This window comes from Pseudomonas sp. (assembly GCF_040514055.1).
GTDB lineage: Bacteria > Pseudomonadota > Gammaproteobacteria > Pseudomonadales > Pseudomonadaceae > Aquipseudomonas.
In genome coordinates this window covers 113,385-126,848 of record NZ_JBEVDL010000026.1, presented here as the reverse complement: position 1 = coordinate 126,848, position 13,464 = coordinate 113,385, and the positions used below count along the sequence as shown (strand labels likewise).

Genomic DNA, 13,464 nt, shown 5'->3' with positions numbered 1-13,464 from the left:
CCAATGGGCAGTTACGACGTGTCGTACCGCGGTAGCCCGCTGGCGTAAAGGAGCGACGTTGCTTGGGGTGAGGGCTAGCCGGGGCTGTTATGACCGGTGGCAGGATGTTGGTTTTCGTCGGGCCTCTGGGTTTTCTCGGTGTTGCGTTGTTTGAGCTGCTTGGCCTTGGCCTCCAGCGTCAGGTACAGCACAGTCGCGATCAGCAGCGGCACCAGAAAGTAGATGATGCGATAGCCGATCAGGGCCGCCAGCAAGCTGCCCTTGCTGATCTCATCCTGCAGCAGGGTGACGAAGACGGTTTCCAGCACGCCCAGTCCAGCCGGAATATGGGTGATGACCCCGGCGATGCTGCTGATCAACAGGGCGCCAAGCACCAGCGGAAAACCCACGCGCTGGCCCAGCAGCAAGTAGACGATCAGTGCCATCAGGGTCCAGTTGGTCGCGCCCAGTAGCGCCTGTAACGATGCCAAGCGGAAGGAGGGCAGGGTAAAGGCATGGCCCCGCAGGTGCCAGGTGCGTTTTTTCGCCACCTTGCACAGCACCAGGTAGCCTAGGGCGATGGCCAGCAGCAGCGCGCCCAGGGCTTGCAGGCCCAGGGTGCCGAGTTTCCAGCTGGCCGGCAGCTCCACCTGCCGGGACACGAACAGGCCGCCGGCCAGCAGCATATAGCCTAGCCAGTTGGTGACCAGGCTCAGGCTGAGGATCTTGGTGATCTCGGCGTTTTCCAGGCCCAGCCGCGAGTACAACCGATAGCGAAAGGCAATACCACCGACCCAGGATCCCAGGTTGAGGTTGAACGCGTAGCAGACGAAGGTCACGGGCATGATCTGGCGCAGCGGCAACTGATGCCCGGTGTAGCGCCGCCCCAACACGTCGAAGCCGCTGTAGACCAGGTAACTGGCGGCGCAGGCCAGGGCTGCCCAGGCCAGGGTGCTGGCGGGGTAGGCACGCAGGGTCTGGAGGATTTCCTGCCAGTCGAGTTTTTTCGCCAGTACCACCAGCATCACCAGCACCAGGATGAAAAAGGCGATGGTCAGCAGGCGTTTGGCAATTGGCCAGATACCCGGCGGCCGGGGGCTGTGGCGGGAAACTTCAGGGCTGCTCATTGGCGCTCTCGTGGCTCAGGGGCGAATGATCCCGCGCGGACGGCTCGTCCTGCAGCAGGGCCAGACGCGGACGATGGGCCGGCAGCCACCCGGCCATGGCGGGGAAGGTGCGTAGAAAGTGAAAGCACAGGAAGGCCAGGGGGGCACGCCAGAAATAGCCGCGCACCATGCGCTCCAGGCCAATGGCGGTGCAGTGGTGATGAACCAGTTGGTCGAGGCGCTGGCTCAGCTCCTGGTTGAAGGCCCGATCGCGGATCAGCAGATTGGCCTCCAGGTTCAGCGCGAGGCTCAAGGGGTCCAGGTTGCTGGAACCGACGGTGGCCCATTCGTCGTCGACCAGGGCCACCTTGCCATGCAACGGGCGCTGGCAGTATTCGCTGATCTGCACCCCGTCGCGCAGCAGGTAGTTGTACAGCATCCGCGCCAGCACCTTGACGATCGGCATGTCCGGCTGGCCTTGTAGGATCAAGCGCACCTCGACGCCCCGGCGGGCGGCATTGCGCAGTTCGCGCAGCAAGCGGTAGCCCGGGAAGAAATAGGCGTTGGCGATCACCACCCGCTGGCGCGCCGTGCGGATGGCCTCCAGGTAATGCTGCTCGATATCGTTGCGGTGGTGCTGATTATCGCGGGTGACGAACAGCGCTTGTGCGGTCCCTTCGGCGGTTCTGCTCGATACCGCGCCTGGCGCTTTACGGCGGCCCCAGGGCCACCGTCGCTGCGGCGCTTCGGACGGCGCGATGGCGGCCAGGGCAAAACGATGGATGTCCTCGACCACCGGCCCGCGAATTTCAATGGCGTAGTCCTGCTTGGCGTCGGGACCGTAATCGCCCAAATGATCGGCGGAAAAATTGATGCCGCCGATAAAGGCCAGGTGGCCGTCGACCACCAGGATCTTGCGGTGCAGGCGACGGAAGATATTCAGACGCATGCCGACCAGCTTCGAGCCGGGATCGAACATGCGAAAACGCACCCCGACTGCGGTCAGGGCACCGATAAAGGCCGGTGTCAGTTCGGAGGAGCCGAAGCCGTCGACCGTGATCTCCACCCGTACACCGCGCTTCGCCGCGTCGATCAGGGCCTGGTGCAGGCGATTGCCGACCTTGTCCTCGAACAGGATAAAGGTCTCCAGCAGAATTTCTTCCCGGGCTTGCTCGAGGGCAGCCCATACCCGCGGGTAAAATTCTTCGCCGTTCTCCAGCAGTTCAACGCGATTACCGTCTTTCCAGTCGGTCGTCATAGATGCACCTCCACCGCCAGGGGGGCATGGTCGGACAGGTGCGACCAGGGCCGGGTGGAAAGCATGCGCGGCTCGTGGGTGCTGGCGTTGCGCACGTAGATGCGGTCCAGGCGTAGCAGCGGCCAGCGTGCCGGAAAACTCTTGGCGACGATGCCGTATTCACGCTCGAAGGCTTCGTGCAAGCCGGTGCAGCGCTCCAGGGTCTGGTTGGCGCGCAGGCGCCAGTCGTTGAAATCGCCCGCCACCACCACCGGCGCCTCGGCCGGCAGCGAGTCCAGCAGGTCGCAGAGCAGGCCCAATTGTTGGGTCCGATGCTGCTCACGCAGCCCCAGGTGCACGCAGATGGCATGCACCTGATGCACCTGGCCGGGCACCTGCAGCACGCAGTGCAGCAGCCCGCGTCGTTCGGGGCCACTGATCGATACGTCGAGGTTTTGATGCTGCACGATAGGAAATTTCGACAGCAGTGCATTGCCGTGGTCGCCATCGGGGTAGACGGCATTCTGCCCATAGGCGAAATCGTGCCAGATATCATCGGCCAGAAATTCGTAATGGGAGGTGCTGGGCCAGTTGTCGTAGCGGTCGGCATGGCCCTGGTGGGTGCCATGGACTTCCTGCAGAAAGACGATGTCGGCGGACACGCTGCGCACCGCCTCCCGTAGCTCCGGCAGGATAAAACGCCGGTTGAAAAAGGTGAAACCCTTGTGGGTATTGATCGTCAGCACTTTTAATCGGTGCACGGGATTCAAGGCTTCGGCCAGTCGTACATCGCCGAGCAGGGGGGCCGGGCAGGTCGAATTCACGCTAAGGCTCCTTTCCATTTTCTGCTTCGGGCGATGCCGAAGCGCGGTGGCGGTGTCCTGGCAGCGGACCGCGTGGAAACGGCGCAAGGAACGACCGCCACGGGTCGGTTCTGTTCCCTGGAGGCCGTGCCACGCAGCGCCAGCGGCTGGACAGCCCATACTTCTAGTCCGACTGGAGGTGGCCAATAGCGTTCATTTTTTTGCCGGAACGGAGCGACCTCCAGGGCCCGGTCATAACAACACCAGCTCGAAGGGTTGCAGCAGCCGCTCCAGCACGTGGGGCGCCAGGATCGGCGCCAGCCCGGCCTCGCGGTCCCCTGCCAACTGGCTGACGAAGGCCTGTACCGCGTGACGCTTGCGCGCCTGGCTCCAGATATCCAGCTGAACCTTGCAGGCGCGGTTCCAGGGAAATTCCCGGTCCTCGGGTGTCAGCCAATTCCAGGCCCAGATGGGGAGCTCATGGACCACCGCACCGACCCGCGCCGCGGCCGTGGCTACGGCGCGTCCGACCGCTTCGTGGTCCGGGTGGCCATCCTGGCGCCAGGTGGTGAACACCACGTCGCCCGGGCGCAGGTAACGTTGCACAAAGGCGGCCAGCGAACTTTCCCGGCGGCTCACCTGGGAATCCGGAAAACCGCCGCGGATCCATTTCAAGCGCGTCATGCACAGCCCCAGGCGCCGCAGCGCCGCGGCGCTTTCCTGGGGGCGGATGACGCTCAGGCGCGCCGCCGACCAGCGTGACGAACCCGGGTGGCTGGCGCTGCCGTCGGTGACCGAAATCAATTGCAAGGGGCGTCCCGCCTGGGACAACAATTGCATCAGGCCGCCACACCCCAGCACTTCATCGTCCGGGTGTGGCGCGACTATCACCGCGCGTGCATACGTGGGTACCAGCCGCTGCGGCGTAATGACAGGCAGACGTGCCAGCCGGCTGGAGTGTTTCCAGGCCGCCAGCGGGGTACCCAAATCCTCAATGGGGAAGGCATTCACAGGCTCCACTCCTTAGGTCTCGCCAAGGGCGAGGTCGCCGCGCCGCACTGGCCTACAGGGTCGCCAGCCCGGCAGCGGCGTGTTCCCAGAACCACGCTGGGCGGTTCACTCTCATTGGACCGCCCTAGCCGCCGTGAGTGCGTCCAGGGCCAACGGGATTTAGCTGGCGGCGTCCTTGAGCAGTTCGAAAAGCAGCAGCGAGCGACCGGTGACGGTGTATTCGCTGTCGAACTCAAACGGATCGCGGCCCGTGGAGTCGACCTGGTTGGTGTCGATCAGGCAGATCCATCCGCGGCCTTCCGGTACCGGCGGCAAGCGGAAATTCACCCCCTCGTGATGGGCATTGACCACCATCAGCAGGCTGGTGTCCGACCCCGCCCGGCGGATACCGGTGGGCTGCGCACGACCGTCCATCAGCATGCCCAGGCAACGCGCCTGGCCATCCTCCCAATGCTCGACGGTCATTTCCTCGCCGGTTGGGTGCAGCCAGGTGACATCCTTGACGCCCAGTTCCTCGTTATAGGCGCCGACGAGAAAACGACCACGCCGCAGGATTGGGTAGTTGCGCCGCAGCGCGATCAGGCGCCGGACGAAACGCTGCAGGGCGGTGCCGTCCTCGCTCCAGCGCCAGTCCACCCAACCGATTTCGCTGTCCTGGCAATAGGCGTTGTTGTTGCCGTGCTGGGTACGACCGAATTCATCGCCGGCCACCAGCATCGGCGTGCCTTGAGCCAGCAGCAAGGTGCCAAAGAAATTGCGCATTTGCCGCTGGCGCAGTTGCAGAATTTCCGGGTCGTCGGTCGGACCCTCCACGCCATGGTTCCAGGACAGGTTGTTGTTGCTGCCGTCCTGATTGTCTTCGTCATTGGCTTCATTGTGCTTGTCGTTGTACGCAACCAGGTCGTGCAAGGTAAAACCGTCATGGGCAGTGATAAAGTTGACCGAGGCGAAGGCACGTCGGCCACGGGAATTGAACATGTCCCCCGAGGCCGTCAGGCGGCTGGCGAATTCCGCCAACTGGCCCTCGTCACCGCGCCAGAAGGCCCGGCTGGTGTCGCGAAAGCGGTCGTTCCATTCCATCCAGCCCGGTGGAAAATTGCCTACCTGATAGCCGCCCGGGCCGCAATCCCAAGGTTCGGCGATCAGCTTGACCTGGCTCAGCACCGGATCCTGCTGGCAGGCCACGAGGAAACTGTGGCGCTCGTCGTAGCCCTCGGGCCGGCGTGCCAGGATGGTGGCCAGGTCGAAGCGGAAGCCATCCACGTGCATTTCGCTGGCCCAATATCGCAGCGAATCGGTGACCATTTGCAGCACCCGCGGGTGGCTCAGGTCGAGGGTGTTGCCGGTGCCCGAATCGTTGATGTAGAAGCGCTTTTCCTCGGGCATCAAGCGGTAGTAGGACACGTTGTCGATGCCGCGCATGGAGAGCGTCGGGCCACGCTCATTGCCCTCGGCGGTGTGGTTGTAGACCACGTCGAGTATCACTTCCAGCTCGGCGGCGTGCAGGTGTGCCACCATCTCCTTGAACTCACCGATTTTGCCGCTGGCCATGTAGCGCGGCTGGGGTGCGAAAAAGGCGATGCTGTTATAGCCCCAGTAGTTGCGCATGCCTTTTTGCAGCAGGTGCTGATCGTCGGCAAAGGCATGGATCGGCAGCAGCTCGACCGAGGTCACGCCCAGCGTGCGAATATAGTCCACCACCTCCTTGACCTTGAGGCCGCCAAAGGTGCCACGCAGGGCCTCCGGCACCGCCGGGTGGCGCATGGTGTACCCGCGTACATGGGTTTCGTAGAGGATGGTACGGTCCCAGGGCACTTGCACCGGGCGGTCATGGCCCCAGGTGAAGGCCGGATCGATCACCTTGCACTTGGGTACGTAGGCGGCGCTGTCACGCTCGTCGAAACTCAGGTCGTCGTCCGGGTGACCGATGGTGTAACCGAACAAGGCCTCGGACCAGCGCAGTTCGCCGACCAGCTGTTTGGCATAGGGGTCGATCAGCAATTTGTTCGGATTGAAACGGTGTCCCGCGTCAGGCGCGTAAGGCCCATAGACCCGGTAGCCGTAAATCAGGCCGGGATGGGCATCGGGCAGGTAGCCGTGCCAGATCTCGTCGGTGTATTCGGGCAGTTCGATACGCTCGATTTCCTCCAGCCCCTGATCATCGAACAGGCACAGCTCGACCTTGGTGGCATGGGCGGAAAACAGCGCGAAATTGACACCCAGGCCGTCCCAGGTGGCGCCCAGGGGAAAGGGCAGCCCTTCACGGATACGCGAGCGCACCATGAGTTGCGGTGCGGGGGATGTAGCCGGTGTGTGGCGGTGTGTCATGAGAACTCCTTGAGCCTGGAACTGAGCAGGGCATCGACCGTGCTGTCACGGGGTGGATTGATCCAGGGGGGGCGTCTTGGCGGTTTTTTTGCTGGGTTTGAGCAGGGCGGGGGGTTCATTCCCGGGCTTGCTCGCGGTGGTTGGCGCAGGCGCCTGCACGACCTCGGCGGTCTTGACTTTGCGCGCCCGTTTGACCGCTGGCGCGGCGCTGGCCGCCGCTTCTGCGGCTTCGGCCAGTTTTATCGCCATCTGCCAGTGGCGTTGCTCCTGGCCCTCCGGGCAGCCTTCGGACTCCCAGATCTGGTAGGCGAAATCGCGGATTCGTTGTTCATCGACAGTCATGGCAAATACTCCTAGGGAAAAGGGGCCGCGGAAGTCAGAACGCCCAGGGGCACCTCGGCCAAGGCCTGGCTCAGCGTGATACGCCCCTGCAGGGGTGTGACTTCGCGGGTCGAAAAAAGTCCGCTCAGCGGTTGCACCGGCCAGGACTCGGGCAACAGCACCTGGGTATCGCCCCAATGGGCCGCCGGGATCCGCGGTTCGGCCTGGTGGCCCAGCAGGGCCGCGGACAGGCGCGGCAACAGCAGCACTACCTGCTGCTGGCCGTGCACCCGGGCGAATGCCAGCACCCGCTCGGCGTGCTCGCCCACCACTTGCAAGGGCAGGTAACGGCCCTGGGCAAAAAGCGCGGGCAGGCGTCGGCGCAGGTCCAGCAGGCGCTGGATCAGGCGTTGTTTGATGCGCCCGTCTCGCCAGTGAGCCAATAGCGTTGCCAAGTCGTCCGTTTCGCTCAATGCCGTGCGGCGCCGGGCATAGTCCACCGCTTGGCGATTGTCCGGGTCGACCAGGCTGAAGTCCCAGAACTCGGTGCCCTGGTACAGGTCCGGCACCCCGGGACTGGTCAGACGCAGGGCGCATTGCACCAGGCTGTTGAGGGCGCCGGCAGGGGCGATGGCGTCGGCAGCGGCGGCGATCCGACGGCGCAGGTCCGCCCCCTGGGGTTTCAGCAGCAGGGCCTGGACCAACTGTCGGCAGGCACTCTCGTACCCTTCGTGCGGGGCGTTCCAGCTGCTGTGTAGCTTGGCTTCGCGCAGGGCTTTCTCCTGCCAGCGCAACACCCGCTCGCTGTAGGCCTGCAGGCCAGGGCTGTCGTCCGCGGCCAGGCTCAGCGGCCAGCTGCCCAGCAGTGTCTGCAACAGCATCAGGCGGTCTCCGGGGCAGGGCGTCGGACCCTCCGGTAGCGCCTGCTGCAGTACGGCGCTGTCCCTCAGCCAGCCGGTACAGAGCTCGGCATACCAGGGGTGGCGCTCGCTCAGCACCGCCAGGCGTGCCCGTATGTCTTCTCCGCGTTTATGGTCATGGGTCGCGGTGGTCAGCAAATTGTTTGGAAAGCGCCGCGAGCGCTCCAGGTTGCATTGGTGAAACTGCGCGGGGGACTGGCTCAGGTGTTGCGGGTCGAACCCCATGTCATTGCGCGACAGCAGCACTGCCGAGCGGTAGAACGCGGTGTCTTCCACGGCCTTGGCGGCGGCCGGTGACGTCAGCTGCTGGAAGCGGGCGATGGCATATTTACGCGCACTGCGCGCCCGTCCTGGCGCCATGCTGTGCAAGGCCTCGCCACCCAACCAGCGTTGCAAGTGCTCCAGTAACGGCCAGTCGACCTCGGGCAGGTGCTGCCGGGCACCTTGTAGCGCTTGCTGGAAAAAAGGCTCGTCATCGGGCGAGCGGCCATAGGCGGAAATATAGGTGCGGTACACCGGAAAGTGCACGATCAAGGCCATCAAGGCCCGGCGAATCGCGCCCAGGGTCAGGTCACGGGTACGCAGGTCGCCGCGCGCCACCCGCAGCAAGGCCTGGGCGACGCTTTCGAAATCCCCGGCCAGGCTGCCGCTGAGCACCAGCTGACGCGCCTCGCGTACCTCCTCGAGAAAGTCCGCCGGCCGCCCGCTGAGTGAATGCCAAAGGGCCTTGAGCGGTGCCTCGGCCTTAGGGTCATGCTGCAGCAGGGACACCTGGTTCATAAACTCGTAGCCGGTGGTGCCATCCACCTGCCAGTCCTGATGCAGCTGTTCGTCGGGGCCGAGGATTTTCTCGACGTAGATCGGAAAGTGCTCGAGCCGGCAGTCCGCCGGGCGGGCCTTGAGCAGCCCATCGACCCGCCGCCGCAGCTTGCGACAATAGCCGCGGGGGTCGGCCAGGCCGTCGATATGATCGATGCGCAGGACGTCGATCAGGCCGCGCTCGATCAGTTCGAAGACTTTGCCATGGGTCGCCTCGAACACCTCCGGGCGTTCGACGCGCAAGCCGCCCAGCTCGTTGATATCAAAAAAACGCCGCCAGTTAATGTCATCGGCGGCGGTGCGCCAGCTGGCCAGGCGGTAGTGCTGGCGCTCGAACAGCTGATGCAGCCGGTTAAAACCGTCTGCTTGACGCCCATCGTAGTGCTCCAACGCCTGCTCAATGGCACCGGCCACGGCTGTCGAACTGGCCAGTCGGGCCAATTCAGCTTGTAACTCGAGGGCCTGGCGCTGGGCCTCGCGGCCGTTGCCGAGGCCGGCGAAGCGGCTCGCCAGCGCGACCAGCGCGGGATCGCCACTGGCCTGCAACAGCTCGGCGTAGCTGGGAGGGCTGATGGGAAAGTGGTGTTCGAAATGCTCGGCGTGAAAACGGCCGCGGGCCGCGACGAAACGCAGGGGGATTTCCCCGGCCTCGAGCACCTCGGCGTAGTCGCTGCGCAGAAACGGGATCAGCAGCTGGCCGGTCAGCAGGGGGTCGGGGGATTGCCACTGGATATCGAAGAACTTGGCGTAGGGACTGTGGCGGCCCCACTCCAGCACGCTCAACCACCAGGGATTGGCCGAGCCGCCCACGGCCATATGGTTGGAGACGATATCCAGGATCAAACCCATGCCACGACGGCGCAGCGCCTGCACCAGTTCGAGCAAGGCCGGCTCGCCGCCCAGTTCGGGGTTGACGCGGGTGGGGTCGACCACGTCGTAGCCGTGCATGGAGCCGGTCCGGGCAGTGAGCAACGGCGAGGCATAGAGATGGCTGATGCCCAGGTCGGCGAAGTAGTCCACCAGGGGCAGGGCATCGGCAAGGGTGAAGCCGCGGTGGAACTGCAGCCGCAGGGTAGCTCGGAGGGGCGTCATGCGTGTCCTTCAGGGTCGGGTAGGGCTGCCTGGCGGGCCTGGCGCAACAGCGCCAGACGCCTTTGCACGGCCTTGGTCTCAAGCAGCTCAGGGCTGCTGCGGGTCCAGCGCCGGCGCCAGTTGGGGTGGCTGTCGATGGTGCCCGGCACATTGGCTTGCTCTTCGGCGCCCAGCAGGTCTTCCAGTGGCGCCAGGATCAGCGGGGCCGGGGTATGACCGACGAAGGCCTGGCAGGCATCGAGCGCCGCTTCGGTGTCCAGCAGGGTGTCGGGCGACTGGCCTTGGTCGGCCAGCAAGGCCTGACGCAAGGCCTCACGGTTGTGTTCGCGTGCCAGGGCGTCGCTTTCGCGGTGCTCCTCGGGCGTCAGGCCGAGACGGGTCTGCCACTCCAGGTCGCGGCCTCGCCACCAGCCGGCCATGGTTGGCAGGTCGTGGGTGGCGGTGGTGGCCAGGGCGGACTCCGGCCAGCTGCGGGCCGGCTTGAACTGGCCCTGATGGTCCTGTTCGAACTGCAGCACGCGCATGCCGAGAATGCGCCGGTCCTCGAGCAGCTCGCGAAACCCGTCGGGCACAGTCCCCAGGTCCTCGCCCACCACCACGGCGCGATGCCGCCAGGACTCCAGGGCCAGCAGGTGCAACAGGTCCTGTAACGGGTAATGCAGGTAGGCGCCCTGGTGCGGCTCGGCCCCAGTGGGGATCAGCCACAGGCGCATCAGGCCCATGACGTGGTCGATTCGCACGCCACCGGCATGGGCGAAGTTGGCCCGCAGCATCTCGATAAAGGCGCGAAAGCCGTTACGGCGCAGGCCTTCCGGGGAGAACGCCGAAACCCCCCACCCTTGGCCGCGACGGTTGAGGATGTCCGGTGGAGCGCCCACGCTGAGCGAACCGAGCAATTCATCCTGGCGGCTCCAGGCTTGGCTGCCGCCGCCGTCGGCCCCGACCGCCAGATCGGCGATCAGACCGATGCCCATTCCGGCGTCCCGCGCGGCTTGTTGGGCCTGGGCCAGGCCGCAGTCGATCAACCACTGGGCAAAGGCGTGGTAGGCGATTTCGTTGACCTGCTGTTCGGCGAACCGGGCCACTTCGGCGCTGGCGGGATCACGGTAGGGCTGCGGCCAGCTTTGCCAACCGCGTGGTCCGCTGTCGCGGGCGAACATCGCATGCAGGGCTTCGAAGCGACAGTGATTTTCCAGGGCCTCGCCACCGCGCTGGCGAAATGCCTGGAACTGCGCCCGCAGCGCGGCGGGTGCCGCTGCAAACCCCTGATAGAGCTGGCGTAACACCTGCTGTTTGGCCTGGGTGGCGGCCGGCCAGTCGATCAGCTCGAGGTCCTCCAGGCGCGTCAACTCGGCCTGCAGGCCGGTCGCGGCAATGGCCGCACGCAGCGGCTCATCGCCCAGTACCGTGCCTGGCGCACAATGCAAGGGATTCAAAAACAGCCGGCTGGACGGCGAGTAGGGGCTGAAGCGCTGGGGGTCGGCGCTGAACATGGCATGCACGGGGCTGATGGCCACTGCGTCGGCGCCCTGGACAGCGGCGCTGCGCACCAGCTGTTGCAAGGCGAGAGTATCGCCGAGGCCACCGTCACCCTCGCGGCGCAGGGCATAGAGCTGGGCACTCAGGCCCCAGCGCCGCGGATGAGCCTGGCCGGTCACGTCCTGCAGTGCGTAGCACTGGGCTGGGGCGACCGCCAGGGTCAGGGCCGACGCTCCGATCTGCAAGCGGTGGTAGCCCATAGGCAACTGGCCGGGCAGGTGGGCCAGGTGATCCAGTTGGCCGTGCCGGGTCGTACCGTCTTCCAGCTGGACCTGGTAGGCGGCGCCCGCGGGGAAATAGCCATCCAGATTCAGGGGCTGAAACTGCTCCGCGGTCAGCAGCGGTGGCAGGTGGGTGGCTTGGGTCAGCTCGTGCAGGGCGTCGGCGATCGCTTCACGGCTGTGACAGGGATGGCCCAGCCCCTCCAGAACGTTGACCAATACATCGGGCGCTACGGTTTGTGGACGACCGTTGGCATCGACCCAGTCAACCGCCAGACCGGCCGCCAGGGCCAGGGCATTCAGGGTGGGTTCGCTCATGCAGGATCCTCGAGGTAAAACAATGCGCTGCGGGCGGGCAGGCTGCCCTTGGCCAATTGCGGGGCCAATGCCGCGCGGCTTTCGAACAGCAGCCGGCCCAGGGGCCTGCCCGGTTTGACCGGCAGCGCCTGGTCCGCCAGGTTGAGCCAGAGTGTCAACAGGGTTTCATCACCCAGGCGCCAGCGCGCCCTGACGGCGGCCTCGCCGAGCACCTTGCAGGCCAGCGCCTGGGTACCGGGCAGACGCGCTGTCAGCTCGGCATGGCGCAACGACAGCAGGGTCTGGTAGTAGGCCAGCCAGTCCCGCTGCTCGTCGTCAGGTCCGACTTCGAGCCGCGGCACGGAATGGGTAAAGGTGTCCAGGGCGTTGGGGTCGGGTATGCGGTCGCGGCTGGCGGGGTCGCTGAACTGGGGGAAATCGGCGAATTCGTTACGCCGTCCGCTGCTTACCGCCTCGGCCAGCTCGTCATGAAAGTCGGTAAAAAACTGGAAAGGCTGCCGGCAGCCCCATTCTTCGCCCATAAACAGCAGCGGGACCATGGGCGACAGCAGCAGCAAGGCGGTGGCCGCCCGTAGCGCCTCCGGATGACACAGCTCAATCAGCCGCTCACCCAGGGCGCGGTTGCCGATCTGGTCATGATTCTGCAGAAACAGCACAAAGGCGCTGGGCGGCAGGTGCGCACTGGGCTCACCACGGGCCTGGCCATGGCGGTTGGCCTGTCCCTGGTAAATAAACCCCTGGGCCAGGCAGCGGGCCAGTTTCTCGGTGGGCTGCTGGGCGAAGTCCTGGTAATAGGCGTGGTGTTCGCCGGTCAGCAGCACGTGCAGCACGTTGTGGCCGTCATCGTTCCATTGCGCGGTATAGCCGTTGCTCAGGAGGTTGGCAGCGTTGTGTTCATTCTCCAGCACCAGGTGTATATGACGCCCCGGTTCCGTTCGGGCGCGGACCTGTGCCGCCAACTCGATCAGAAAATAGCTCTCGGAAATGGCGTGCACGGCATCTAGGCGCAAGCCGTCGAAGCGATACTCGAACAGCCACATCAGGGCATTGTCGATAAAGAAATTGCGCACCTGACTGCGGCGGAAATCGATGGCTTGGCCCCAGGGTGTGTGTTGATCCTGGCGAAAAAACCCGCTGGCGTACTGGCCCAGGTAATTACCTTCAGGTCCGAAGTGGTTGTAGACCACGTCGAGAAACACCTGCAGGCCCAGGCCATGGGCGCAGTCGATCAGCGCCTTGAGCTGCTCGGGCGTACCGTAGGAACTCTGCGGGGCAAAGGGCAGGCTACCGTCATAGCCCCAATTGCGGGTCCCGGGAAAGGCATTGATCGGCATCAGCTCGATGGCGGTAATGCCCAGTTCGGCCAAGCGCTGCAAATGCGTCTGCACCCCCTGAAAGCCTCCCAGGGCTCCGACATGCAACTCGTAGAGCACTGTTTCGGTCCAGGGCCGGCCTTGCCAGTGGCTGTGGCGCCAGGCGTAGGTGGGGTCCACCACCAGACTGGGGCCCTGCAGGCCGCCAGCCTGGGCGCGCGAGGCGGGATCCGGAACCCGCAGTTCTTGATCGATGCGATAGTGGTAGGCCGTGGCCGCGCCACACGGCAGCTGACAACTGAACCAACCGTCCGCCTGCGCCTGCATCGGGTGACGCGCACCTGATTTAAACTCGACCTCGACCTGCCGGGCATTCGGGGCCCAGAGGCAGAATTCGGTAAGATCCTTTCGCAACAGCCGTGCGCCGGCGTGCAGCTCCTGTGGTGCCGGCATAAGC

The 13,464-nt window shown here is 65.0% G+C and carries 9 protein-coding genes; all 9 read right to left on the bottom strand.

Annotated elements, in window-relative coordinates; all coding sequences use genetic code 11:
- Positions 1-74: 74 nt before the first annotated feature.
- Positions 75-1,106, bottom strand: coding sequence for a lysylphosphatidylglycerol synthase domain-containing protein (locus tag ABWY06_RS06645; RefSeq protein ID WP_353924772.1), 1,032 nt, complete (start codon positions 1,104-1,106; stop codon positions 75-77).
- On the bottom strand, positions 1,093-2,343 hold the full coding sequence (clsB, locus tag ABWY06_RS06640; protein WP_353924771.1) for a cardiolipin synthase ClsB: 1,251 nt from the start codon (positions 2,341-2,343) through the stop codon (positions 1,093-1,095). Before clsB ends, ABWY06_RS06645 begins: the two co-directional genes overlap by 14 nt.
- Positions 2,340-3,122, bottom strand: a complete 783-nt coding sequence (locus ABWY06_RS06635) for an endonuclease/exonuclease/phosphatase family protein (protein WP_502948162.1) — start codon at positions 3,120-3,122, stop codon at positions 2,340-2,342. Before ABWY06_RS06635 ends, clsB begins: the two co-directional genes overlap by 4 nt.
- A 255-nt stretch (positions 3,123-3,377) precedes the next feature.
- Positions 3,378-4,136, bottom strand: a complete 759-nt coding sequence (locus ABWY06_RS06630; protein ID WP_353924769.1) for a PIG-L deacetylase family protein — start codon at positions 4,134-4,136, stop codon at positions 3,378-3,380.
- Between the two features lie 159 nt (positions 4,137-4,295).
- The gene (gene glgX / locus ABWY06_RS06625; protein ID WP_502948159.1) at positions 4,296-6,464 is read right to left on the bottom strand and encodes a glycogen debranching protein GlgX; all 2,169 of its coding nucleotides are present in this window, start codon (positions 6,462-6,464) and stop codon (positions 4,296-4,298) included.
- A gap of 45 nt (positions 6,465-6,509) precedes the next feature.
- Positions 6,510-6,806 carry a DUF2934 domain-containing protein gene (locus tag ABWY06_RS06620; RefSeq protein WP_353924768.1) on the bottom strand — a complete coding sequence of 99 codons (297 nt, stop codon included), beginning with the start codon at positions 6,804-6,806 and terminating at the stop codon, positions 6,510-6,512.
- Between the two features lie 11 nt (positions 6,807-6,817).
- A complete protein-coding gene (locus ABWY06_RS06615; protein ID WP_353924767.1) occupies positions 6,818-9,616 on the bottom strand; it encodes a malto-oligosyltrehalose synthase in 2,799 nt (932 codons plus the stop codon).
- Positions 9,613-11,694: a 4-alpha-glucanotransferase gene (gene malQ, locus ABWY06_RS06610; RefSeq protein ID WP_353924766.1), complete on the bottom strand. Its 2,082-nt coding sequence runs from the start codon at positions 11,692-11,694 to the stop codon at positions 9,613-9,615. The genes ABWY06_RS06615 and malQ overlap by 4 nt, the downstream gene beginning before the upstream one ends.
- Positions 11,691-13,460, bottom strand: coding sequence for a malto-oligosyltrehalose trehalohydrolase (gene treZ, locus ABWY06_RS06605; RefSeq protein WP_353924765.1), 1,770 nt, complete (start codon positions 13,458-13,460; stop codon positions 11,691-11,693). The genes malQ and treZ overlap by 4 nt, the downstream gene beginning before the upstream one ends.
- Between the last annotated feature and the right edge of the window lie 4 nt (positions 13,461-13,464).